Genomic DNA, 24829 nt, shown 5'->3' on the forward strand with positions numbered 1-24829 from the left:
GAACATTACGCCCGATCCCCTGAGCTGAAACGGGGTTCGACAGCACGGTTCGGATCATTTTCCGATGAAGCCGCAACGACCGCACCCCGCGCGGGAGCTGCGAGGACCCGCCCCGTGGCCATCAGAACCAGCAACGACACGGCCCCCGCCGCACCCGGCACCGCGAACCCCCACAGGGCCCCGCCCGCCTGCACCACCGGCCCCGCCACACCCGTACCGACCGACGCGCCCACCGTGAACGTCGTCACCAGCCAGGAGAACGCCTCCGTCACCGTGCCCCGCGGAGCGTGCCGGTCCACCAGCACGAACGCACACGCGATCGACGGCGCCAGGAACACCCCCGCCAGCACCGCCAGCCCCGTCATCGCCACCACACCCGGCATCAGCATCAGCGGCAGGTAACACACCGCCAGGAACGCCACCAGTGTCCGCAGCCGCCGCGCCGGCTCACCACCCCACTGCCGCGCCCCGTACACCACACCACCCAGCAGCGCGCCCAGCCCCAGCCCGGCCATCAGCCAGCCGTACACCACGTCCCCACCGTGATCGTCCGCGTACGACACCGCCGCCACCGCGATCGAGCCCATCGCCATCCCGACGAACAGGAACGCCCCCAGCAGCGCCAGCAGCCCCGGCGACCGCAACGCCCCCAGCCAGTGCGCCTCGCGCGGCTCCGAACGCCACGCGCGCGACGGCGGCGACACCACCACCGACAGCGCCCCCAGCACCCCGACCACGTTCAGCAGCACCAGGGCGACCTGCGCCGACCACAGCGCCGCCCCCAGCGTCAGCAGCAACGGGCCCAGCGTGAACATGACCTCCTGCGCCACCGCGTCCATCGCGTACGCCGTGTGCACCTGCCCCTCCTTGGGCAGCACCGACGACCACAGGGCCCGCAGCCCGCCCTCCAGCGGCGGAGTGAACAGACCCGCCAGCACCACGGCCGCGTACGCCGCCCCCAGCGCGTCGATCCCCACGAAGGCGAACACCGCCGTCGCCACCGCCGACGCGACGGCCGCCGGCAGCTGCACTCGCGGCTGCCCGAACAGGTCCACCAGCCGCCCCAGCACCGGCTGGCCCACCGCGTTGGCCACCCCGTACGCCGCCGCCAGTCCCCCGGCCAGACTGTACGAACCGCCCTCCGCGCGAACGAACAGCACGATCGCGAGCGCCGCCACCGCGTTCGGCAGCCGGCCCACCAGCGTGCCCACCAGCAGCCGGGCGGCGTGCCTCGCCCTGAGGACCTCCAGATAAGCCCCGGCCATCGGCCGCACCGCCCTCCACCCCGTTAGTTTTACGTATAACGTCGCTCGTCATACGTACCATGTGCGCTGTCCGCAGTCCAGACGAAAGAGCAGGCCCACCGTGGCAACAGGCAGCACCCGCCCCACCAGCCGGGACGTCGCCCAGGCCGCGGGAGTCTCCCAGGCAGCCGTCTCACTCGTCCTCGGCGACAAATGGCGCGGCCGCGTCTCCCCCACCACCGCCGAACGCGTCCGCGAAGCCGCCCGCCGCCTCGGCTACCGGCCCAACCTCGCCGCCCGCAACCTCCGCCTCGGCCACACCCGCACCGTCCTCCTGGTGGTCCCCGCCCTCACCACCGAATTCTTCGCCGGCGTCTACACCGGAGCCGCCCGCATCGCCGCACACCACGGCTTCGGCGTCGTCCTCTACCCCTCCCCCGAAGGCATCGGCCCCGCCCGCGACCCCTTCGCCTCCGCCCAGGCCGCCCTCGACGGCGTCATCGCCTCCTCCATGGCCGCCGACGCCCTCACCACCATCCGCGGCGACCAGCTCCCCCTCGTCATGCTCGACAGCGACCCCGCCGGCAGCCACGGCGCCACCACCGTCAACCTCGACATCGCCGACGGCGTCCGCCAGGTCACCGACCACCTCCTCGGCCTCGGCCACCGCCACTTCCTGCACCTCGCCGCCGACATCCCCTCCTGGACCTTCGACGTCCGCGCCCGCGAACTCACCACCCGCCTCGCCACCGCACCCGGCACCACCCTGCGCACCGCACACGCCCCCATCGCCATCGACGCCGCCCGCACCGCCACCGCCGACGCCCTCGCCGCAGCCCACCCCCACCCCACCGCCATCGTCTGCGACGACGACAAACTCGCCGCCGGCGCCTACAAGGCCATCCGCCGCCTCGGACTCCGCGTCCCCGACGACATCTCCGTCACCGGCCTCGACGACCTCGCCCTCGCCACCGCCATCGACCCCGAACTCACCACCGTCCGCCTCGACGCCGAACTCTTCGGCGAACGCGGCATGCAGGCCCTCCTCGCCGTCCTCGAAGGCCGCACACCCGACAAGGACGACATCCCCGTCCAGCTCGTCGTCCGCGGCTCCACAGCACCCCCCAGAGCCTCCTGACCGCCCCGGGAACGCCGAGGCCCCGGCCGCACAGCGACCGGGGCACACAAGCAGGGTCTTGGTTGAAGGCGGACTACTTCTCCGAACCGCCGGACGAACCCTCCGACTCGTCCGCGCTCTCCGCCTCCGTCGCCGCGCCACCCGCCTCCAGCAGACGGTCCAGCTGACGGCCCACGATCCGCTTGAACTTCCGCGACTGCGGACGCGTACGATCCAGCACCGCCACCTCCAGCCGCTCCGCCGGAATCTCCCGCTGCGAACCGTTCGACTCCCGCGACAACGCTTGCACGGCCAGCTGCAACGCCTCCGCCAGACTCATCCCGTCCTGATGCCGCTGATCCAGATAGCTGCTGATCAACTCCGCGTTACCACCGACCGCGACCGAACCGTGCTCGTCCACGATCGAACCGTCATGCGGCAACCGATAGATCTGATCACCCTCCGGAGTCTCACCCACCTCCGCCACGACCAGCTCCACCTCGTACGGCTTCTCCGCCGCCGACGAGAAGATCGTGCCCAGCGTCTGCGCGTACACGTTCGCCAGACCCCGCGCCGTCACATCATCACGGTCATAGGTGTAACCCCGCAGATCGGCATACCGCACACCACCGATCCGCAGATTCTCGTACTCGTTGTACTTACCGGCGGCCGCGAAACCGATCCGGTCATAGATCTCACTGAACTTGTGCAGCGCACGGGACGGGTTCTCACCGACGAACACAATGCCGTCGGCATACTGCAGCACGACAAGGCTGCGACCACGCGCGATGCCCTTCCGGGCATACTCCGCCCGGTCCGCCATCGCCTGCTGGGGTGACACATAGAACGGCGTCGACACCGGTTATCCGTCCCTTTCTGTCGAAGTCACACGATCACCTGGAAACAACCGGCCACGCCGCTACAGCAGCGAAGCCCGCGGACCGTCGGGCTGCTCCAGACGCCGCTCCAGGATGGAACGCGCGATCTCGGAGGACTCCTCGTCGCCGAGCCGACGGAAACCGTCCTCGGTGATCACCGTGACGATCGGATAGATCCGGCGCGCGACATCGGGACCACCGGTCGCCGAGTCGTCGTCAGCCGCGTCGTACAGGGCCTGCACCACCAGCGTCGTGGCCTCGGCCTCGCTCAGATCCTCACGGAACAGCTTCTTCATCGCACCCCGCGCGAAGATCGAACCCGAACCCGTGGCCGCGTAACCGTGCTCCTCCGAACGCCCGCCCGTGACGTCGTACGAGAAGATCCGGCCCCGCTCACGATCCACGTCGTACCCGGCGAACAACGGCACCACGGCCAGACCCTGCATCGCCATGCCCAGATTCGAACGGATCATCGTCGACAGCCGGTTCGCCTTTCCCTCCAGCGACAGCTGCGCGCCCTCGACCTTCTCGAAGTGCTCCAGCTCCAGCTGGAAGAGCTTCACCATCTCCACGGCCAGACCCGCCGTGCCGGCGATACCCACCGCCGAGTACTCGTCGGCCGGGAACACCTTCTCGATGTCCCGCTGCGCGATGACATTGCCCATCGTGGCCCGCCGGTCACCGGCGAGGACCACACCGCCCGGGAACGTCACGGCGACGATCGTGGTGCCGTGCGGCGCCTCGATCACACCCTGCGTGGGCGGAAGTTGACGCTTGCCGGGCAGCAGCTCGGGCTGGTGCTCGGCGAGAAAGTCCATGAACGAGGACGACCCAGGCGTCAGGAAGGCAGCTGGTAGACGCCCGGTGCTACGAGTGTTGGCTTCCACGCGATTCCTTCCAAGTAAGCGGCGGCCCGGCGGACGGCGTCGGGGTCGTCCCCCAACTTGCCGATGGCCGAATTGCAGTTGAAGCACAGTACGCCACGGACCTTACCCGTCTTGTGGCAGTGATCCACATGGATCGCGGGGGACCTTAGGCAGATGACGCACAGCCCCTTCTGCGCTGCGACCATGGCGTCACGCTCGGCTTGGGTGAGGCCGTAGTGGCGCATCAGATGACCTTCCCGGCCTTCGATGGCCCGGCACGCCTTGCAGCGCGTGGACAGCCCGTCGGACGCTGTGGCATTGCGGTGCCATTCGCTCCACGGCTTCACCTCGCCGCACCTCAAGCAGAGCTTGTGCCCTTCGGGCACCTCCACCTGGGGACGCACCTTCCGACCCAGACTCTTCTGACGTGCCCGGTGATAGTCCGATGCGCAGTCCCGGCAGTGCCGCTGAAGACCGTCCAGGGTGGATCGCTTACGAGCGAAGGCTGCGTACGGCTTCTCCTCGCCGCACCGTACGCAGCGCTTCACACCCTCTTCATTTGCCACTTTGAAGTCCCCCGTAGCCTTCACTTCGAAGGCTACTGGCCGCCCTTTTGAACAAACGATCGAACGAAATCCTCTGCGTTCTCTTCCAAGACATCGTCGATCTCGTCCAGGACCGAGTCGACGTCGTCGCTCAGCTTTTCCTGGCGCTCCTTGAGGTCTTCCGCGGCCTGTGTGTCCGCGGACTGCTCCTCGACCTCCTCGGTGGAGCGCGTGGCCTTCTGCTGTCCGCCGCCGGTGTCCTTGGTTGCCATATCCCTCACCCCGCTCAGTTCGCCCGACATGGTCGACAGGTCGGCTTTCCTGCCGATCGGTGATGATCAGACCCTACAAGCCGGGTCCGACATCGGCCCCGCAGTTTCCTCAACGTACGGGGGCCATCTCGATGATTCCCGGCCGCCGGGTTTTCCACCCTGCCGGGCCGGTGCGGAACCGGCCCGGTCCGTGTACCCCTCAGTGGCCCGACAGGACCCTGACCAGGTCTTCCGCGGTGCGGCAGCGGTCCAGGAGCTCCTTGACGTGATTTCGCGTTCCGCGAAGTGGTTCGAGGGTTGGGACGCGCTGGAGGGAGTCGCGTCCGGGGAGGTCGAAGATGACGGAGTCCCAGGAGGCCGCGGCAACGTCGTCGGCGTACTGCTCCAGGCAGCGGCCGCGGAAGTAGGCGCGGGTGTCCTCGGGCGGCGTCGTCTTGGCCCGCTGGACGGTGTCCTCGTCGAGAAGGCGCTTGATGCGGCCGCGCTCGGCGAGGCGGTTGTAGAGGCCCTTGTCGGGCCGTACGTCGGCGTACTGGAGGTCGAGGAGGTGGAGCTTGGCGGCGTCCCAGTCGAGGCCGTCGCGGCGCCGGTAGCCCTCCATGAGTTCGCGTTTGGCGATCCAGTCGAGTTCGCCGGCGAGGCTCATGGGGTCGTTCTCGAGCCGGTTGAGGGTGTCCTCCCAGCGGGTGAGGACGTCCTTGGTCTGGTCGTCGGCGTCGGCTCCGTAGCGTTCCTCGATGTACTTGCGGGACAGCTCGTAGTACTCCATCTGGAGCTGGACCGCGGTGAGGGTGCGTCCGCTGCGCAGCGTGATGAGGCGCTGCAGTGTGGGGTCGTGGGAGACCTGGTGGAGGGTGCGGACGGGCTGGTCGACGGCGAGGTCGACGGCGATGAAGCCGTCCTCGATCATGGACAGGACGAGGGCGGTCGTGCCGAGTTTGAGGTAGGTGGAGATCTCGGAGAGGTTGGCGTCGCCGATGATGACGTGGAGGCGGCGGTATTTCTCGGCGTCGGCGTGGGGTTCGTCGCGGGTGTTGATGATGGGCCGTTTGAGTGTCGTCTCGAGGCCGACCTCGACTTCGAAGTAGTCGGCGCGCTGGCTGATCTGGAAGCCGTGTTCGTGGCCGTCCTGGCCGATGCCGACGCGTCCGGCGCCGGTGACGACCTGGCGGGAGACGAAGAAGGGGGTGAGGTGGCGCACGATGTCCGAGAAGGGGGTTTCCCGTTTCATCAGGTAGTTCTCGTGCGTGCCGTAGGAGGCGCCCTTGTTGTCGGTGTTGTTCTTGTAGAGGTGGATGGGCTGGGCGCCGGGCAGCTGGGCGGCGCGTTCGGCGGCCTCGGCCATGATGCGTTCGCCGGCCTTGTCCCAGAGGACGGCGTCGCGGGGGTTGGTGACCTCGGGGGCGCTGTATTCGGGGTGGGCGTGGTCGACGTAGAGCCGTGCGCCGTTGGTGAGGATGACGTTGGCGAGGCCGATGTCCTCGTCGGTGAGCTGGGTGGAGTCGGCGGCCTCGCGGGCAAGGTCGAAGCCTCGCGCGTCGCGCAGGGGGTTCTCCTCCTCGAAGTCCCAGCGGGCCCGGCGGGCCCGGTGCATCGCCGCCGCGTAGGCGTTGACGATCTGGGATGAGGTGAGCATGGCATTGGCGTTGGGGTGGCCGGGGACGGAGATTCCGTACTCGGTCTCGATGCCCATTACTCGCCGTACGGTCATGCGGCCCTCCTTGCCCGGCGGCGCCCTCGGTCGTGGGCGCCGCGCAGATACCGCTGGCGCTCGGTGGCGTGTGCGGTGCCCGTCCCCGCACTGCGCGACTGCGCGGTATGGAAGAGCCTAGAACGCCTTTGCGCTGGTGGGGAGATCATTTGCGTCATTGCGTTGGTCGCCTTCGGTCCGGCGTGGCCGGAAAAACAGTCGGCTGCGGGTTCCCGGTGGGGAGCCCGCAGCCGCCCTGCCTTTTACAGGTACTGACCGGTGTTCGCCACCGTGTCGATGGAGCGTCCGGTGTCCGCGCCCTGCTTTCCGGTGATGAGGGTGCGGATGTAGACGATCCGTTCGCCCTTCTTTCCGGAGATGCGGGCCCAGTCGTCGGGGTTGGTGGTGTTGGGCAGGTCCTCGTTCTCCTTGAACTCGTCCACGCAGGCCTGGAGGAGGTGGGAGACGCGGAGGCCCTTCTGGTTGTGCTCGAGGAAGTCCTTGATCGCCATCTTCTTGGCGCGGCCGACGATGTTCTCGATCATGGCGCCGGAGTTGAAGTCCTTGAAGTAGAGGACTTCCTTGTCGCCGTTGGCGTAGGTGACTTCCAGGAAGCGGTTCTCCTCGGATTCGGCGTACATCTGCTCGACGGCGGTCTGGATCATGCTCTGGACCGTCATCGACTTGTCGCCGCCGTGTTCTCCGAGGTCTTCGGAGTGGAGCGGGAGGCGTTCGGTGAGGTACTTGCCGAAGATGTCCTTGGCGGCCTCGGCGTCGGGGCGCTCGATCTTGATCTTCACGTCGAGCCGGCCGGGGCGCAGGATGGCGGGGTCGATCATGTCCTCGCGGTTGGAGGCGCCGATGACGACCACGTTCTGCAGGCCTTCGACGCCGTCGATCTCGGCGAGGAGCTGCGGGACGATGGTGTTCTCCACGTCCGAGCTGACGCCGGAGCCGCGGGTGCGGAAGAGGGATTCCATCTCGTCGAAGAAGACGATGACGGGTGTGCCCTCGGAGGCCTTTTCCCGGGCGCGCTGGAAGACGAGGCGGATCTGCCGCTCGGTCTCGCCGACGTATTTGTTGAGGAGCTCGGGTCCCTTGATGTTGAGGAAGAAGCTCTTGCCGGCGGCCTGGCCGGTGACTTCGGCGACCTTCTTGGCCAGCGAGTTGGCGACGGCCTTGGCGATGAGTGTCTTTCCGCATCCGGGGGGTCCGTAGAGCAGGACGCCCTTGGGTGGGCGCAGTTCGTGCTCCTTGAACAGGTCCGGGTAGAGGTAGGGCAGTTCGACGGCGTCGCGGATGGCCTCGATCTGGCCGCCCAGGCCGCCGATCTGTTCGTAGCCGATGTCGGGGACTTCTTCGAGGACGAGTTCTTCGACCTCGCTCTTGGGGACGATCTCGTAGACGTAGCCGGATCGGGGTTCGAGCAGGAGGGCGTCGCCGGGACGGATGTTGACGCCGCGCAGTGGTTCGGCGAGGCGTACGACGCGCTCTTCGTCGGTGTGCCCGAGGACGAGTGCGCGTTCGCCGTCCTCGAGGATCTCCTTGAGGGTGACGATGTCGCCGACGCTCTCGAACTCCATGGCCTCGACCACGTTGAGCGCTTCGTTGAGCATGACCTCCTGGCCGCGCCGGAGGTCGTCGAGTTCGACGCTGGGGCTGACGTTCACGCGGAGTTTGCGGCCTCCGGTGAAGATGTCGGCGGTGCCGTCCTCGTTGGCCTGCAGGAAGACACCGAAGCCGGCCGGTGGCTGGGCAAGCCGGTCGACCTCCTCCTTGAGGGCCACGATCTGGTCGCGGGCCTCACGGAGCGTGTTCGCGAGTCGCTCGTTCTGGGCGGACACGCCGGCCAGATTGGTCTGCAGTTCGACGATCCGCTCTTCGAGGATCCTCGTGTGCCGCGGAGAGTCGGCGAGCTTGCGTCGCAGGACGGCGATCTCCTGCTCAAGGTAGGCGATCTGCCCGGCCGGGTCGTCGGACCCTCGTCCCGGGCGGATGCCGCGGTTCATGTCGTCGTCGTGGGCTGCCACGGTCCTCACCTCCTCCAAGGGGAGCTGGACGCTTCCAGACCCTACCTGGGTGGGTGTCGATTGAAACCCCTAGATCACAAAGACGGTCGGGGTGTGTCCGATCTTCACCCTTGCGCTCTCCCTCACGCCAGGGGAATACCCACCGAACATGATTGGAACCCAGGCGGGGGTAGTGTCGAGGTGTTCAACACCCGTCGGAGCTGGCCGGATTCCCGTGCGGCTCGGCGGGGGAAGCGGTGGGAGAGATGAGCGTGGAACAGGCGGCCGGGGTCGAGGGTGAGCCGCTGGAGGTCTGGATCGATCAGGCGTTGTGCACGGGTGACGGCATCTGTGCCCAGTATGCGCCTGAGGTGTTCGAGCTGGACATCGATGGTCTGGCGTACGTGAAGGGCGCCGACGACGAGCTGTTGCAGGCGGAGGGGGCGGCAACGCCCGTGCCGCTGCCGCTTCTCACGGATGTGGTGGACTCGGCGCGGGAGTGTCCGGGCGAGTGCATCCATGTACGTCGTGTTCTGGACAAGGTCGAAGTGTTCGGTCCGGACGCCGAGTGACCTTGCGCGTACGGGGCGTTGTCGCTGTCTGATTCCTCACACGTTCCGTGACGGGGTTCAGACGCTGTGTGCGGCGGCGGGTGTCGAGCGTACGAACGAGCCGTTCTTCCACTGCCACTTCGCGCTGTCGTTCACGTCGGGGCAGCAGCGGGGCACGTCCGGTGACGAGTAGCCGTAGAGGTGCGCGGTGACGGCTCCGTCGCGTACGGCGATGTCACGGACGGTGATGCTGTCCTTGGGGTCGATGAGGGTGGCGACGATGCGGGGCTCGGCGGTGCCGGCGGCCTGGGTGAGGACGTAGACGCCGTCGGGCGGGGTGCCCATGGGTGAGTCGCAGTGGACGACGGCGACGGTCTCGGGGCGGTGGTCGCCGTCGAGGTCTCCGGTGGCCTTCTTGACGACGAGGGCTTTGACCGGTCCGCAGGTGAGCGGGAAGTCGGCCTTGGCGGCGTCGGGGGGCGCGGCGGCCGCGGGGGCGTTCCTGGCGTCGTCGGGGGTCGGCTGGGCGGCGGTCGCCGAGTCGGGCTGGAGGACGCTGGAGAGCGCCACGACGCCGGCCAGCGCTGTGGCGGTGGCCACCCAGTGGATGGGCCGGGTGTGGGTGTGTGCCAGTTCCGGGACCGCGGTCTGCTGCACTAGGAGCGTCTCCTGTGAGGGCTGTGCCGGTGGGGGTGGCCAGCATCGTGCCACACGTCACAGTGCGGGGGAACGGCGGGGTGGGTACTTGGTGGGGTTTCCCGTGGGGCCGGGTCTGCGAGGGGCCGACGGGGTGGGCGGCGAACGAAAAGGCGCTGGGGTGGAGTTCCCGGGTGGTTCCGGGAACTCCACCCCAGCGCCTTCGCGTTGTCGGTGGTGCGGGCCTCGGGTCAGCGGCCGGCGCCTCGGTCGGCGTTGGGGCCTTCGTAGTCCTCGCCGTAGGCGCCCTTGGCGGGGCGGCGGCGGCGCATGGGCGGCTCGACGCCGTCGGCGAGGCGGCGGGCGGTGAGGAGGAAGCCGGTGTGCCCGATCATGCGGTGGTCGGGGCGGACGGCGAGGCCCTCGATGTGCCAGTTGCGGATCATCGTCTCCCAGGCGGTCGGCTCGTTGAAGCAGCCGATCTCGCGGATGGACTCGACGGTCCGGGCGAGCTGGGTGGTGGTGGCGACGTAGCAGCAGACGATGCCGCCGGGGACGAGTGCCTTGGAGACGGCTTCGAGGCATTCCCAGGGGGCGAGCATGTCGAGGATGACGCGGTCGACGTCGGTGTCGCTGAGGTTGTCCTGGAGGTCGCCGACGGTGAGCTGCCAGGCGGGGTGGGGGCCGCCGAAGTAGCGTTCGACGTTCTGCCGGGCGATGTCGGCGAAGTCCTCGCGGCGCTCGTAGGAGTGCAGCATGCCGTGGTCGCCGATGGCGCGCAGGAGGAAGCTGCTGAGCGAGCCGGAGCCGACGCCGGCCTCGACGACGCGGGCGCCGGGGAAGATGTCGGCGAAGGCGAGGATCTGCCCCGCGTCCTTCGGGTAGACGACGGCCGCCCCGCGGGGCATGGACAGGACGTAGTCGGGGAGCAGGGGGCGCAGCGCGAGGTAGGCGACGTTACCGGTGGTGCGGACAACGCTGCCCTCGGGAGCGCCGATCAGCTCGTCGTGGGGGAAGGAACCCTTGTGGGTGTGGAAGTTCTTTCCCTCTTCGAGCGTGAACGTGTAGTGGCGGCCCTTGGGGTCGGTCAGCTGAACCTGGTCCCCGACCTTGAAGGGCCCGCGCCTGCGGGCGGCACCGGTCGGTTCGGACATGTGAACAGCCTACCGGCGTTTCGGGGGGTCGCTGACCACGGGCGGCGGGTGGTCAGCTGGGGCGGGCCATGGCCTTGACGAAGGCGCGTTCCACGTCGGCGGCGGACAGGACGCCGTAGATCTCGCCGGTCTCCTCGACGACGAGGTACTCGGTGGCGGGGGTCGCGCGCAGGGCGTCGAGGAGTTCCTCGCCGGAGAGTTCGGCGGAGACGCGCATGCCTTCGGTGATGTCCTGGGCGAGGCCGCTGACGGCGACCCAGGGGCGGCGGTGTTCGGGGACGCCGACGATGGCGGCTTCGCGGACGAGGGAGAGGGGGGTGCCGTCGGTGTCGACGACGACGAGGGCGCGGGCTCCGGCGGCGTTGGCGCGGCGGAGGGCTTCGGAGAGGGGGGTGTCGGGTTCGACGGGGACGGCGCGGCGGGTGAGGGCGCGGGCGCGCAGTTCGGGGAGGTGTTCGCGCAGGCGGGCCATGCGCAGGCTGTTGCCGGCTCCGGTCCAGATGATCGCGGCGAGGATGGCGGCGAGCAGGGCGTCCATGACGGTGTCCATGCCGACGTTGTCGACGGCTTCGGAGCCGAGGGCGCCGGACTGGGTGAGCCAGGGCAGGCCGATGAGGACGGAGACGGCGAGGGCGCGGCCGACCCAGGCGGCGGCGATGGTGCCGCTCATGGGCTTTCCGGTGATCTTCCAGACGACGGCGCGGAGCATGCGGCCGCCGTCGAGGGGGAGGCCGGGGAGCAGGTTGAACACGGCGACGATGAGGTTGGAGATCATCAGGCCGGCGAGGAGGACGCCGGGGACGGTGCCGGGTTCGACGAGGCGGAGTGCGCCGTAGAAGACGCCGGAGAGGACGAGGGAGAGCAGGGGGCCGACGAAGGCGAGGACGAATTCGCGGCCGGGTGTCTCGGCTTCCTTCTCGATCTCGGAGACGCCGCCGAAGAACTGGAGCTGGATGCGGCGTACGGGCAGGTCGAAGCGGAGGGCGGCGACGGTGTGGGCGAGTTCGTGGACGAGGACGGAGGCGTAGAAGGCGACGGCGAAGAAGAGGGAGACGAGGTAGCGGGCGGCGCCGAGTTCGGGCAGGACGCGGTCGAGCTGGCCGCCGAAGACCCAGGTGATGAGGGCGGCGACGAGGAACCAGCTGGGGGCGACGTAGACGGGCACGCCGAAGGGGCGGCCCATGAGGAGGCCGCCCCGGGGGTCGCGGGGGCGCCGGGGCGGGCGGGGCTTGGTGCCGGGGCCGGTGCCGGTGCCGCCGTCGGTGGAGTGGGCGAAGGCGCGGTCGTCGTGCTGGGGGCGGGGCTCGTGCGGTGGCCGGGCGGTGTGGGGGTCGTCTGTTCCGTCCCCGTCCCTCGGGTCCGGCCTGTTCTGCCGGTCCTGCCGGTCCTGTGGGTCGTCGGGGCCGGTGGGTGCGTCGGGCCGTTCGGGGTCGGGGGCCGGCCGATCCGTGCGGTGCTCGGTCGGCTCGTCGGTCCCGGAGCGCGGCTTCCCGCTCCCGCCGCTCTCGTCCACGGTGTCCCCTCGTTGGATGCGTCGTCCGCGCCTGCCGGGCGGAAGGTCTCGAGTCGATGGTATGCGGCCCTCGTCACGCGGTCCGCCCCGGCACCCCGCAGGGGCCGCTCCCCCGGGGGCCGCCGGTGCCCGGGGCTGGGTCACTGTCAGTGCCGGGCCGTAAGGTCTGTGGTCATGGAGACGAGCACGGAGGGCGCCGCGGCGGACGGCGCCGGCGAGGTCACGCGGACGACGGCGCCGTCGGGGGACGAGTACCCCGCGGGGGCGGCGGTTCATGCGGGGTCCGTGGAGACGGGTGGGGCGGTGCCGGTGGAGGGTGCCGGGGCGGCGCGGGTGGTGCGGGCTCCTTCGTCGCTGTCTCCGTCGCGGGCCAGTGACTTCATGCAGTGCCCGTTGCTGTACCGGTTCCGGGTGATCGACCGGCTGCCGGAGAAGCCGAGTGCGGCGGCGACGAAGGGGACGCTGGTGCACGCGGTGCTGGAGCGTCTCTTCGACGCGCCGGCGGCGGAGCGGACGGCGCCGCGGGCGAAGTCGCTGATCCCGGGGCAGTGGGACCGGTTGCGGGAGAGCCGGCCGGAGGTCGTGGAGCTGTTCGCGGACGATCCGGAGGGTGAGCGGCTCGCGGCCTGGATGGCCGAGGCGGAGCAGTTGGTGGAGCGCTGGTTCGGGCTGGAGGATCCGACGCGGCTGGAGCCGGCCGAGCGGGAGCTGTTCGTGGAGGCGGAGCTGGAGTCGGGGCTGCGGCTGCGCGGGATCATCGACCGGGTCGATGTGGCGCCCACGGGTGAGGTGCGGATCGTCGACTACAAGACGGGCAAGGCGCCCCGCCCGGAGTACGCGGAGGGCGCGCTGTTCCAGATGAAGTTCTACGCGCTGGTGGTGTGGCGGCTGAAGGGTGTGGTGCCGCGCCGGCTGCAGCTGGTGTACCTGGGCAGTGGCGATGTGCTGACGTACGACCCGGTGGTGGCGGACCTGGAGCGGGTGGAGCGCAAGCTGCTGGCGCTGTGGGAGGCGATCCGGCAGGCGACGGAGACGGGTGACTGGCAGCCGCGGCCGACGAAGCTGTGCGGCTGGTGCGATCACCGGGAGCACTGCCCGGAGTTCGGGGGCACTCCCCCGCCGTATCCGCTGGCGCCGGTGTCCGGGGCGGTCGGGTCCGGGGTGGACACGCAGGGCAGAATGGGGCCGGACTAGCGAAGGAGACTTACGTGGCCATCCGCGTCCTACTGGTCGACGACCAGCCCCTGCTGCGCACCGGGTTCCGGATGATTCTGGAGGCCGAGCAGGACCTCGCGGTCGTGGGCGAGGCCGGTGACGGTCTGCAGGCCCTCGATCAGGTGCGGGCCCTGCAGCCCGATGTGGTCCTGATGGACATCCGTATGCCCCGGATGGACGGGGTGGAGGCGACGCGGCAGATCACGGGGCCCGGGCGGGACGGTCCGGCGAAGGTGCTGGTGCTGACCACGTTCGATCTGGACGAGTACGTGGTGGAGGCGCTGCGGGCGGGGGCCAGTGGCTTTCTGTTGAAGGACGCGCCCGCGCATGAGCTGGTCCAGGCGATCCGGGTGGTCGCGGCGGGTGAGGCGATGCTCGCGCCGAGCATCACGCGCCGGCTGCTGGACAAGTACGCCACGCATCTGCCGTCGGGGGACGAGCCGGTGCCGGACACCCTGCACACGCTGACCGACCGTGAGGTCGAGGTGCTGAAGCTGGTGGCGCGCGGGTTGTCGAACGCGGAGATCGCGGCGGACCTGTTCGTCAGCGAGACCACGGTGAAGACGCATGTGGGGCATGTGCTGACGAAGCTGGGGCTGCGGGACCGGGTGCAGGCGGCGGTGTACGCGTACGAGAGCGGGCTGGTGCGTCCGGGCGCCCAGTAGGGCGGGGCTCGGGCGGATACGACAGAGGGCGTCCCTTCGGTGGAAGGGACGCCCTCTGTCGTGGTGCGGGGCCGGTGTCAGCCCTTCTTAAGCTCCCAGAAGCGGAAGACGGTGGAGGCGTCGAGGCAGTACTCCAGGCCGTACACGTTCTCGTGGACGATGGCGTACTGCTTGCCCTGCCAGACCGGGATGATGGGCAGTTCCTGGGCGACGATGTCCTGGAGCTGTCCGAAGGCGTCGTCGGTGGCGGCGCGGTCGCTCTCGGCGGCGGTGCTCGGGATCAGCGTGTTGGTGATGCGCTTGTTCGTGTAGTTGTTGCTGAGGACGTTGTCCTTGCCGAAGAAGGGCGCGGTGAAGTTGTCGGCGTCCGGGTAGTCCGGGACCCAGCCCTTGACGTAGACGCCGTACTTGCCCTTGGCGATGTCCTTCTCGTACTGGTCGAAGGCGACGGAGCGGACGTCGGCCTGGAAGAGGCCGCTGTCGTTGAGCTGCTTGGCGATGGCCTTCAGCTGCTGGTCGGTGGCCGGGCCGTAGCGGGACGGGGTGGACCACAGGGTCAGCTTCACCTTGGCGGTGATGCCGTCGCTCTGGAGGGCGGCGGCGGCCTTGGCGCGGGAGGGGCGGGCGCCGTAGGTGTCGAAGAAGGCGGTGTTGTGGCCGCCGATGCCGGCCGGGATGATCGAGTACAGCGGGCTGGCGGTGCCCTCGTGGACGTCGCGGATGAGGGCGTCGCGGTCGAGCAGGTAGGCGATGGCCTTGCGGACGCCGAGCTGTCCGGCGACCGGGTCGTCCATGTTGAAGACGAGGTGCTGGACCTCGGCGCTGCTGCCTTCGACGACCTCGACGCCGGAGGAGTCGGTGCCGGCCTTCTCGATGTCGGCGATGTCGCCGGCGGTGAGGCCTCGGTAGGCGATGTCGACGTCCTCGGCGAGCAGGGCCTGCTTGAGGCGCTGCTGGTCGCCGCGGAAGAACTTCAGGGTGACGCCGCTGTTGCGGACCTCGGCGGTGCCCTTGTAGTTCTCGTTGACGGTGAAGACGGCCCGGTCGTCGTTGAACTCGGCGAGCTTGTACGGGCCGGAGCCGACGGCTTCGCCGTCCTCGCGGAGCCCGGTGGCGTCGTAGGAGTCCTTGTCGACGATGGAGCCGGCGCCGGAGGCGATCTTGCTGGGGAAGGTCGCGTCGGGGGTGTTGAGCTTGAAGACGATGGTGCGCGCGTCGGGCGTCTCGACCTTGTCCAGGGTGGAGAACATGACGGCGGGGCCGTCGGGGTCGTCGATCTTCAGCATGCGGTCGAACGAGAACTTGACGTCCTCGGCGGTGAGTTCGTCACCGTTGCTGAACTTCAGGCCGTCCTTGAGCGTGCACTTGTAGACGGTGGCGCCGCCGTCGGAGAACGAGCATGCCTCGGCGGCCTCGGGCTGGGGTTCCGTGGCGCCCTTGGGGAAGCTGAGCAACGACTGGAAGACGTTGTTGAACAGCAGCCACGACCCCGGGTCGTAGCCGGAGGCGGGGTCGGTGGCGAGGACGTCGTCCGACATCCCCACGACCACGGAGTTCCCGTTGTCGCCGGCGTCCCCGGATTCCGTTCCGCAGCCGGTCAACAGGCCGGAGGCCAGCCCTGCCACAAGGGGCAGCACCGGCCAGTGATTGCGCATGTTCACTTACGAGTGCCTTGTCGTCGGTTGTGAGGAACCCGGGCCCGTGGAGGAACCGGGTGGGTCCGGCGCCCCGGGTGGGGGGCGCCGGACGGGTGCTCAGCCGCTCACGCCGCGGCCGAGCTCCCAGAGCTGGAGGGTGGAGGAGGAGTTCATCACATAGGCCGTGCCCGTGATGTCGTCGCCGGCGGCGACGAACTGCTTGCCCTGCCACAGCGGGATGACCGGCACGTCGTTGGCGACGATGTCCTGGATCTCGGTGAGGCTGCCGGTCGCGGCGATCCGGTCGGCGGCGCGCCGCGACTCGGGGATCAGGCTGTTGCGGATCCGGGCGTTGGCGTAGGGCGAGCCGAGGAAGTTGTCCTTGTCGAGGAAGGGGGCGACGTAGTTGTCGGCGTCGGGGAAGTCGGGGAACCAGCCCATGCCGTAGACCTCGTACTTGCCCTTCTGCTCGGCGGGCCGGAAGACGTCCCAGGGGGTGCCCTTGATGTCGACGTCGAACAGGCCGCTGCTGTTGAGCTGCTCCTTCAGCAGCTCGAACTCCTTCTTCGTGGCCGGACCGTAGTGGTCGGTGGTGTAGTGCAGGGTCAGCTTGACGGGGGTGGTGATGCCGGCCCGCTCCAGGATGTTCCCGGCCTTGGCGGCGCTGGGCTCGCCGTACTTGTTGAAGAACGAGTTGGAGTGCCCGGTGATGCTGGCGGGGACCAGGGAGAACAGGGGCTCGGCCTGGCTGCCGTACACCTTGGAGACGAGTTCGCCGCGGTCGATGACCTGGGCCATGGCCTGGCGGACGGCCTTGCTGCGCACGGCGTCGTCGTTGGTGTTGAAGGCGAGGTAGCGGATCTCGAGGCCGGACATGTCGACGAGGTCGATGTCGTCGTCGGAGTCGGCGGCCAGCTTGTCGATCTGCTCGGGCGACATGGCGCGGGTCATGACGTCGATGTCACCGCTGTCGAGGGCGGCGCCCATCGCGTCGGCGCTGTCGAAGTTGCGCAGCTCGACCTTGTCGTTGTCCACCTTGAGGCTCCCCTTGTACTCGGGGTTCTTGGTGAACACGGCGGAGACGAGCTTGTCGTCCTCGACCTTGGCCTTGAAGGTGTAGGGGCCGGAGCCGTCGACCTCGAAGCCGCTGCGCAGTTCCTTCTTGTCGTACACGTCCGGGTCGACGATGCCGGCGACGGGGGTGGACAGCTTGTACGGGAAGGTGGAGTCGGCGGTCTTGAGGTGGAAGACGACCTCGCGGTCGCCGCGCGTCTCGACGGTGTCGATGGTGGACAGCAGGGCGAAGACGCCGCTGTCGGCCTTCAGGGAGAGGGCGCGGTCGATGGAGTACTTCACGTCGGCCGCGGTGACGGTGTCGCCGTCGGCGAACTTGAGGTCCTTGCGCAGGGTGCAGGCGTAGCGTTCGTTGCCGCTGTCCGTGAAGCCGCAGCTCTCGGCGGCCTCGGGGACGGGCTCGCCCTCGCCGCGGGGCTGGATCATCAGGGTCTGCACGGTCTGGCGCAGGATGTTCCACAGGCCGACGTCGTAGGCCCAGGCCGGGTCGAGCGGTGCGGGGCTCTCCTCCGAGGCAGTGAACACGTCCGTGGTGCCCACGACGATCCCGTCGCCGCCGCCACTGCCGCTGTCGGTTCCGCCACAGGCGGCGAGAACCGGCGCGAGCAGGCCGATGACGACCGGCAGCACCAAAGTCTTGCGGTTCATGCTCGGGTTTCTCCAGCTGTCTTCTCCGTGTATCCACCATGCAGAGGGTGGTGTGGTGGATCACGGGGGTAAGGGCGATGTTCTCGCGATGAGATTAGTCCGCGCCCACAGGACGGTTGGAGGGGACCGGAGTTGGGGCTTGTTCACTCAGTGGAATCGGGCGTGGACGCACCGGAAGGCTGAGGCGGGAAGGATTGGCGCACCGGTCCATCAATCGGGACACAAGGGTGCGCTCAAAACCGTTGTTCGGGGGCGAGCGGCGCGAGGCGGGCACCCCGCCGCACCCCCAGGGAGTGGCGAACGTCACAGATTGGACGATCTCGTCGACCGTTGGAATTCGGCCGTCCGGCCCGATCGAATTTACTTGCGGAATTTCTCCGCCCGCAATGCGCCATCAAAGCAGCACGCTCGGTGAACGGCAGGCGCATTCAGGTTGTCATGCCAGTGACGAGTCGTTCTCAGCCTGTCATCAGGCCGCGCAGAAATGGCAGATCCACGTGTTCGAGCGTGGGAACGACCGTGCGGCGGGCGGCCGGGGCGATGGGGGCGATCGAGGGGACGGCCACCACCTGGCAGCCGGCGGCCTCGGCGGCGGCGACGCCGGTCGCCGTGTCCTCGACGACCGCGCACCGGGCGGGGTCGGCGCCGAGACCGGCCGCGGCGAGCAGATAGGGGTCGGGATGGGGCTTGGTGCGGGCCACCTCGTCACCGGCGACGGTCAGCGAGAAGTGCTGCGGGCCGAGCGTGGTGAGCACCCGGTCGATGATGCGGCGGTGCGAGGCGGAGACGAGGGCGGTGGGGATGCCGTGCTCGGACAGCTCGGCGAGCAGCCGGGCGGCTCCCGGCATCAGCGGCAGGGAGTGGCCGATACGGTCCTCGAAGCCCTGGTTGAGCAGCACCGTGAGCTCGTCGAGGCCGATGTCGGCGCCGGTGGCCTCGATCAGGAAGCCGGCGCTGCGGGTCATGGGCCCGCCGACCACGACATGGCGCCAGGTGTCGTCCAGGGTGTGCCCGAGGGAGGCGAAGACCTCGACCTCGACGTCCCACCAGAAGCCCTCGGAGTCCACCAGGGTGCCGTCCATGTCGAGGAGTACGGCCTGCAGGGCCGAGCCGTCGGCCGTACGGGTCGACGGGGCGGGGACGGTGCTGGTCATCCACGTACCTCCTTGAAGGGACGACCAGGCCGGTTCCCACGGAGGGAACCGGCCTGCGGTGGACCGTCCAGTGTACGACGCTCGTCGGCGTATCGCCCGATGCGCCGGTTCTGCCCTCCGGCACACCGGCGCACCGGCGCGGGTCCGGCGTCAGCGGGCGTTGAAGTACTTCGCCTCGGGGTGGTGGATGACGATGGCGTCCGTGGACTGCTCGGGGTGGAGCTGGAACTCCTCGGACAGCTGGACGCCGATCCGCTCGGGCTGCAGCAGGTCGGCGATCTTGGCGCGGTCCTCCAGGTCGGGGCAGGCGCCGTAGCCGAGCGAGAAGCGGGCGCCGCGGTACTTCAGGGAGAACATGTCCTCCATGGCGGCCGGGTCCTCGCCGGCGAAGCCGAGCTCGGCGCGGACGCGGGCGTGCCAGTACTCGGCGAGGGCCTCGGCGAGCTGGACGGACAGGCCGTGCAGCTCCAGGTAGTCGCGGTAGGCGTTGGCCTCGAAGAGCCGGGCGGTCTCCTCGCCGATGCGGGAGCCGACGGTGACGACCTGGAAGCCGACGACGTCGGTCTCGCCGGACTCCTGGGGGCGGAAGAAGTCCGCGAGGCACAGACGGCGGCCGCGGCGCTGGCGCGGGAAGGTGAAGCGGGTGCGTTCGTTGCCGTGCTCGTCGAGGACGATCAGGTCGTCGTCCTTGGAGACGCACGGGAAGTAGCCGTGGACGACGGCCGCCTCGAGGAGGTTGTCGGTCTGGAGCCGGTCGAGCAGGCCGCGCAGCCGCGGGCGGCCCTCGGTCTCGACGAGTTCCTGGTACGACGGGCCGTCTCCGGCGCGGGACTCCTTCAGGCCCCACTGGCCCTTGAACAGGGCGCCCTCGTCCAGCCAGGAGGCGTACTCCTTGAGCTGGATGCCCTTGCTGACGCGGGTGCCCCAGAACGGCGGCTCGGGGACGGGGTTGTCGGTGGCGACGTCGGAGCGGACGTGCCCGTCCTCGGGGCGCTCCTCGACCACGGTCTGCGCGGTGGCCCGCACCCGGCGCTGCCGCAGCTCGGGCAGCTTGGCGCCGGGCACGCCCCGCTTGACGCCGATGAGGGCGTCCATCAGGCGCAGCCCCTCGAAGGCGTCGCGGGCGTAGCGGACCTCGCCCTGGTAGATCTCGTGCAGGTCCTGTTCGACGTACGAGCGGGTCAGGGCGGCACCGCCGAGGATGACCGGGTAGTCGGCGGCGAGGCCGCGCTGGTTCAGCTCCTCGAGGTTCTCCTTCATGATCACGGTGGACTTCACCAGGAGCCCGGACATGCCGATGACGTCGGCGCGGTGCTCCTCGGCGGCTTCCAGGATCGCGGAGACGGGCTGCTTGATGCCCAGGTTGACCACGTTGTAGCCGTTGTTGGACAGGATGATGTCGACGAGGTTCTTGCCGATGTCGTGGACGTCGCCGCGGACGGTGGCGAGGACGATGGTGCCCTTGCCGGCCTCGTCGCCCTCGACCTTCTCCATGTGCGGTTCGAGGTGGGCGACGGCGGTCTTCATGACCTCGGCGGACTGCAGCACGAACGGCAGCTGCATCTGTCCGGAGCCGAACAGCTCGCCGACGACCTTCATGCCGTCCAGCAGGGTGTCGTTGACGATGTCCAGGGCGGGCCGGTCCCGCAGGGCCGCGTCGAGGTCGGCCTCCAGGCCGTTGCGCTCGCCGTCGATGATGCGCCGCTTGAGGCGTTCCTCCAGCGGCAGGGCGGCCAGCTCCTCGGCCTTGCCGGCCTTGAGGGACTTGGCGGTGGCGCCCTCGAACAGGGCCATGAGCTTCTGCAGCGGGTCGTAGCCCTCGGCGCGGCGGTCGTAGATGAGGTCGAGGGCGGTGCGCACCTCTTCCTCGTTGAAGCGGGCGATGGGCAGGATCTTGCTGGCGTGCACGATCGCCGAGTCCAGGCCGGCCTTCACGCACTCGTCGAGGAACACGGAGTTCAGCAGGATGCGGGCGGCCGGGTTGAGGCCGAAGGAGATGTTCGACAGGCCGAGCGTGGTCTGCACGTCGGGGTGGCGGCGCTTGAGCTCGCGGATGGCCTCGATGGTGGCGAGGCCGTCCTTGCGGGACTCCTCCTGGCCGGTGCAGATGGTGAAGGTCAGGGTGTCGATGAGGATGTCGGACTCGTGGATGCCCCAGTTGCCGGTCAGGTCCTCGATCAGCCGTTCGGCGATCTCGACCTTCTTCTCGGGGGTGCGGGCCTGTCCCTCCTCGTCGATGGTCAGCGCGATCAGGGCCGCCCCGTGCTCCCGGGCCAGCTTCGTGACGCGCGCGAACCGCGACTCGGGGCCGTCGCCGTCCTCGTAGTTCACGGAGTTGATGACCGCGCGTCCGCCGAGCTTCTCCAGGCCGGCCTGGATGACGGGCACCTCGGTGGAGTCCAGCACGATCGGCAGTGTGGAGGCGGTGGCGAAGCGGCCGGCCAGTTCCTCCATGTCGGCGACGCCGTCACGGCCGACGTAGTCCACGCACAGGTCGAGCATGTGCGCGCCCTCGCGGATCTGCTCGCGCGCCATCTCCACGCAGTCGTCCCAGCGGCCCTCCAGCATGGCCTCGCGGAACTTCTTGGAGCCGTTGGCGTTGGTGCGCTCGCCGATGGCCAGGTAGGAGGTGTCCTGGCGGAACGGCACGGTCTGGTAGAGGGAGGCGGCGCCGGGCTCGGGGCGCGGGTCGCGCGGGGTCGGCTCCAGGTCCCGGACCCGCTCGACGAGCTGGCGCAGGTGCTCGGGGGTGGTGCCGCAACAGCCGCCGACCAGGGACAGCCCGTAGTCGCGGACGAAGGTCTCGTGGGCGTCCGCCAGTTCCGGCGCGGTGAGCGGGTAGCTGGCGCCGTCCTTGCCGAGGACGGGCAGGCCCGCGTTCGGCATGCAGGACAGCGGGATGCGGGAGTGCCGGGAGAGGTAGCGCAGGTGCTCGCTCATCTCGGCGGGGCCCGTGGCGCAGTTCATGCCGATCATGTCGATGCCGAGCGGTTCCAGGGCCGTCAGGGCGGCGCCGATCTCGGAGCCGAGCAGCATGGTGCCGGTCGTCTCGACGGTGACGGAGACGATGATCGGCAGGTCGAGGCCGGAGAGCTCGCGGGCGCGCTGGGCGCCGATCACGGCGGCCTTGGTCTGCAGCAGGTCCTGGGTGGTCTCGACGATCAGCGCGTCGGCGCCGCCGGAGATCAGGCCCTCGGCGTTCTGCTGGAAGGCGTCCCGGATGGTGGTGTAGCCGATGTGGCCGAGCGTGGGGAGCTTGGTGCCGGGGCCGATGGAGCCCAGCACCCAGCGGTCGCGGCCGTCGCGGGCGGCGTAGGCGTCGGCGGTCCGACGGGCGATGCGGGCGCCGGCCTCGGACAGCTCGAAGACGCGCTCGGGGATGTCGTACTCGGCCATCGCGGCGTGGTTGGCGCCGAAGGTGTTCGTCTCGACGCAGTCCACGCCCGCGTCGAAGTACGCCTCGTGGACGGAGCGCACGATGTCCGGGCGGGTGACGTTCAGGATCTCGTTGCAGCCCTCGAGATTCTGGAAGTCGTCCAGTGTGGGGTCCTGGGCCTGCAACATGGTGCCCATCGCTCCGTCGGCGACGACCACTCGGGTGGCGAGGGCCTGACGGAGGGCGGACACACGGGTCCGGCTGTCGGCGGAAGGGGTCGGTGGCAACGAGGCCATGAAAGGGCTCCCTGGAGTGCGACGGCTGTCGGCTTTGCGCCCGCAGGGCAGGTTCCGCGGCGGGCGCACCTCGCCAGCGTAGCCGGGAGCGCGGCGCGATGGTCGGGGAGTCCACGGGCCGGGACGGGGAGGGCCCCGGGGACGGCACCCGGTATACGTGTGACGCGGTCCGGACGGATGAAGTCCGACGGACCATTAGCGGTGGGTCGACATCGACCGGTAGTGTTCGACATTGCCGAACGACGGCAGCGACGTCGTGTAGGTCGACGGTCGAAGGGGACGGAGGCAGTACGGCGATGGCACGGAACATCCAGTCGCTCGAACGGGCGGCCGCGATGCTGCGGCTGCTCGCGGGCGGTGAGCGACGCCTCGGCCTGTCGGACATCGCCTCCTCGCTGGGCCTCGCCAAGGGCACGGCCCACGGCATCCTGCGCACCCTCCAGCAGGAGGGGTTCGTCGAGCAGGACGAGGCGTCCGGGCGGTACCAGCTGGGCGCCGAGCTGCTGCGCCTGGGGACGACCTATCTGGACGTCCACGAGCTGCGCGCCCGCGCCCTGGTGTGGACGGACGACCTGGCGCGTTCCAGCGGCGAGAGCGTTTATCTGGGCGTGCTGCACCAGCAGGGCGTCCTGATCGTGCACCACGTCTTCCGTCCGGACGACAGCCGTCAGGTGCTGGAGATCGGCGCCATGCAGCCGCTGCACTCCACGGCGCTGGGCAAGGTGCTGTCGGCGTACGACCCGGTGGCGCACAGCGAGGCCATCGAGGCCGGCCGCAAGGCGTTCACCGAGCGCACGGTGTGCGAGCTGGACGACTTCGAGCAGCTTCTCGATCTGACCCGCGCGCGCGGGTACGCGGCCGACGTCGAGGAGACCTGGGAGGGCGTCGCGTCGATCGCCGCCCCCATCCACGACCGGCGCCGCATGCCGGTCGGCTCGGTCGGCATCACCGGCGCGGTGGAGCGGCTGTGCCGGGAGGGCGAGGCCCGCGAGATCCGCCCGGAGCTGATCGCCGCGGTGCGGGACTGCGCCCGCGCGGTGTCGCGGGACCTGGGCGCCGGTCGCTTCTGAGCCACGCTCCCCGCCGCCGCCACGGCCGGCGGCGGAACCCCCTGACGACAGCTGACGACCGGGACGCCGAGCGGCGTTCCGGGCCTTCGCACGCGCTGCCGCGGCGCTGCCCGTGGCGGGTCGCGGGCACGCAGCGTGTTCCCTACGCGCCCGTACGCACACGTGACGTCGTATCGACAAATCAACACAGCCGATAACGATCGAGCATTCGGGAACAGGACTCTTGACGCACCCCTGACGCCAGGGCAAGACTCCCGTCCATCGGTCGGCATTGTCGAACACCTACCGGCAATACGCGTTAGAGTGGGACAACGCCAGAGGCCGGCATCGCTCTCATCCCGAGAGCAACGCGAACCACCGGAGGGACCCGGGGTTCGGCTTCCCCTGGACGAAGGACAAAGGAGTCGCGGGTGTCCAGCTCCGACATCTTCATCGGCGAGACCATCGGTACCGCCATACTCATCCTGCTCGGCGGCGGCGTCTGCGCCGCTGTCACGCTGAAGGCCTCCAAGGCCCGTAACGCCGGCTGGCTCGCCATCGCCTTCGGGTGGGGCTTCGCGGTGCTCACGGCGGTCTACACCTCGGCACCGCTCTCCGGCGCCCACCTCAACCCGGCCGTGACCGTCGGCATCGCGATCAAGGACAACGACTGGAGCGACGTCCCGACGTACTTCGCCGGACAGCTCCTCGGCGCCATGATCGGCGCGGTGCTGGTGTGGGCCGCCTACGCCGGCCAGTTCCAGGCCCACCTCACCGACAAGGAGATCGTCGGCGGCCCGGGCGCGCAGGCCACGACCGCCAAGGCCGTCGAGGCGCAGGAGAAGGGCGCCGGTCCCGTCCTGGGCGTCTTCTCCACCGGTCCCGAGATCCGCCACGTCGTGCAGAACCTGATCACGGAGATCATCGGCACCGTCGTGCTGGTGCTCGCGGTCCTCACCCAGGGCCTCAACGACAGCGGCAAGGGCCTCGGCGCCCTGGGCGCCCTGATCACCGCGCTCGTCGTCGTGTCCATCGGTCTGTCCCTCGGCGGCCCGACCGGATACGCCATCAACCCGGCCCGTGACCTCGGTCCGCGTATCGTCCACGCCCTTCTGCCCCTGCCCAACAAGGGGGGCTCCGACTGGGGCTACGCCTGGATCCCCGTCGTCGGACCGCTCATCGGCGGTGCCGTCGCGGCAGGCATCTACAACGTCGCGTTCGCCTAGGAACAGCGCTTCGC

20 protein-coding genes are annotated in these 24829 nt (G+C 69.5%); 6 read left to right on the forward strand and 14 right to left on the reverse strand.

Annotated features, from left to right (window positions below):
• Positions 1-5 precede the first annotated feature (5 nt).
• On the reverse strand, positions 6-1265 hold the full coding sequence (locus F8R89_RS07205) for an MFS transporter (protein ID WP_151783171.1): 1260 nt from the start codon (positions 1263-1265) through the stop codon (positions 6-8).
• A 100-nt stretch (positions 1266-1365) separates the two neighbouring features.
• On the opposite strand from F8R89_RS07205, the gene F8R89_RS07210 reads away from it, so the two are divergent.
• Positions 1366-2382: a LacI family DNA-binding transcriptional regulator gene (locus tag F8R89_RS07210; RefSeq protein WP_192806061.1), complete on the forward strand. Its 1017-nt coding sequence runs from the start codon at positions 1366-1368 to the stop codon at positions 2380-2382.
• 73 nt (positions 2383-2455) lie between these two features.
• On the opposite strand, the gene prcA is transcribed toward F8R89_RS07210, so the two are convergent.
• The 6 genes from prcA to arc form a co-directional block, all read right to left on the reverse strand.
• Positions 2456-3220, reverse strand: a complete 765-nt coding sequence (gene prcA, locus F8R89_RS07215) for a proteasome subunit alpha (protein ID WP_151783173.1) — start codon at positions 3218-3220, stop codon at positions 2456-2458.
• Between the two features lie 60 nt (positions 3221-3280).
• Positions 3281-4126, reverse strand: a complete 846-nt coding sequence (gene prcB / locus F8R89_RS07220; RefSeq protein ID WP_086872523.1) for a proteasome subunit beta — start codon at positions 4124-4126, stop codon at positions 3281-3283.
• Positions 4078-4671, reverse strand: coding sequence for an endonuclease VII domain-containing protein (locus F8R89_RS07225; RefSeq protein WP_151783174.1), 594 nt, complete (start codon positions 4669-4671; stop codon positions 4078-4080). Before F8R89_RS07225 ends, prcB begins: the two co-directional genes overlap by 49 nt.
• Before the next feature lie 32 nt (positions 4672-4703).
• Complete coding sequence (locus F8R89_RS07230; RefSeq protein ID WP_151783175.1) at positions 4704-4922, reverse strand: ubiquitin-like protein Pup; 219 nt, start codon at positions 4920-4922, stop codon at positions 4704-4706.
• A gap of 199 nt (positions 4923-5121) precedes the next feature.
• Positions 5122-6633, reverse strand: coding sequence for a depupylase/deamidase Dop (gene dop / locus F8R89_RS07235; RefSeq protein WP_192806062.1), 1512 nt, complete (start codon positions 6631-6633; stop codon positions 5122-5124).
• A 242-nt stretch (positions 6634-6875) separates the two neighbouring features.
• The gene (arc, locus tag F8R89_RS07240; RefSeq protein ID WP_151783176.1) at positions 6876-8642 is read right to left on the reverse strand and encodes a proteasome ATPase; all 1767 of its coding nucleotides are present in this window, start codon (positions 8640-8642) and stop codon (positions 6876-6878) included.
• Between the two features lie 245 nt (positions 8643-8887).
• Here arc and F8R89_RS07250 point away from each other — a divergent pair, with 245 nt between their 5' ends.
• Positions 8888-9193, forward strand: coding sequence for a ferredoxin (locus F8R89_RS07250; protein WP_151783177.1), 306 nt, complete (start codon positions 8888-8890; stop codon positions 9191-9193).
• A gap of 57 nt (positions 9194-9250) precedes the next feature.
• Here the strand turns inward: F8R89_RS07250 and F8R89_RS07255 are convergent, their stop codons facing one another.
• From F8R89_RS07255 to F8R89_RS07265, 3 genes are all read right to left on the reverse strand, one after another.
• Entirely contained in the window at positions 9251-9829 is a 579-nt protein-coding gene (locus F8R89_RS07255) for a hypothetical protein (RefSeq protein WP_151783178.1), read from the reverse strand.
• Between the two features lie 230 nt (positions 9830-10059).
• Positions 10060-10962, reverse strand: a complete 903-nt coding sequence (locus F8R89_RS07260; RefSeq protein WP_055622871.1) for a tRNA (adenine-N1)-methyltransferase — start codon at positions 10960-10962, stop codon at positions 10060-10062.
• 52 nt (positions 10963-11014) lie between these two features.
• Positions 11015-12475 carry a site-2 protease family protein gene (locus F8R89_RS07265; RefSeq protein WP_151783179.1) on the reverse strand — a complete coding sequence of 487 codons (1461 nt, stop codon included), beginning with the start codon at positions 12473-12475 and terminating at the stop codon, positions 11015-11017.
• Between the two features lie 174 nt (positions 12476-12649).
• On the opposite strand from F8R89_RS07265, the gene F8R89_RS07270 reads away from it, so the two are divergent.
• Together F8R89_RS07270 and F8R89_RS07275 are read left to right on the forward strand one after the other, a co-directional pair.
• Entirely contained in the window at positions 12650-13669 is a 1020-nt protein-coding gene (locus tag F8R89_RS07270; protein ID WP_151783180.1) for a RecB family exonuclease, read from the forward strand.
• A 14-nt stretch (positions 13670-13683) separates the two neighbouring features.
• A complete protein-coding gene (locus F8R89_RS07275; protein ID WP_151783181.1) occupies positions 13684-14355 on the forward strand; it encodes a response regulator in 672 nt (223 codons plus the stop codon).
• A gap of 77 nt (positions 14356-14432) precedes the next feature.
• Here F8R89_RS07275 and F8R89_RS07280 read toward each other — a convergent pair whose 3' ends face one another.
• From F8R89_RS07280 to metH, 4 genes are all read right to left on the reverse strand, one after another.
• Positions 14433-16016, reverse strand: coding sequence for an ABC transporter substrate-binding protein (locus tag F8R89_RS07280; protein WP_151783182.1), 1584 nt, complete (start codon positions 16014-16016; stop codon positions 14433-14435).
• A 93-nt stretch (positions 16017-16109) separates the two neighbouring features.
• Complete coding sequence (locus F8R89_RS07285; RefSeq protein ID WP_151783183.1) at positions 16110-17714, reverse strand: ABC transporter substrate-binding protein; 1605 nt, start codon at positions 17712-17714, stop codon at positions 16110-16112.
• 458 nt (positions 17715-18172) lie between these two features.
• Complete coding sequence (locus F8R89_RS07290) at positions 18173-18868, reverse strand: HAD family hydrolase (RefSeq protein WP_151783184.1); 696 nt, start codon at positions 18866-18868, stop codon at positions 18173-18175.
• 150 nt (positions 18869-19018) lie between these two features.
• Positions 19019-22540, reverse strand: coding sequence for a methionine synthase (metH, locus tag F8R89_RS07295; RefSeq protein WP_151783185.1), 3522 nt, complete (start codon positions 22538-22540; stop codon positions 19019-19021).
• Positions 22541-22836: 296 nt separating this feature from the next.
• Between metH and F8R89_RS07300 the strand changes: the two genes are divergently transcribed.
• A complete protein-coding gene (locus tag F8R89_RS07300) occupies positions 22837-23610 on the forward strand; it encodes an IclR family transcriptional regulator (RefSeq protein ID WP_151783186.1) in 774 nt (257 codons plus the stop codon).
• 410 nt (positions 23611-24020) lie between these two features.
• Positions 24021-24815 carry an MIP/aquaporin family protein gene (locus F8R89_RS07305; RefSeq protein ID WP_151783187.1) on the forward strand — a complete coding sequence of 265 codons (795 nt, stop codon included), beginning with the start codon at positions 24021-24023 and terminating at the stop codon, positions 24813-24815.
• Positions 24816-24829: the final 14 nt, after the last annotated feature.

The organism is Streptomyces sp. SS1-1 (assembly GCF_008973465.1).
Lineage (GTDB): Bacteria > Actinomycetota > Actinomycetes > Streptomycetales > Streptomycetaceae > Streptomyces.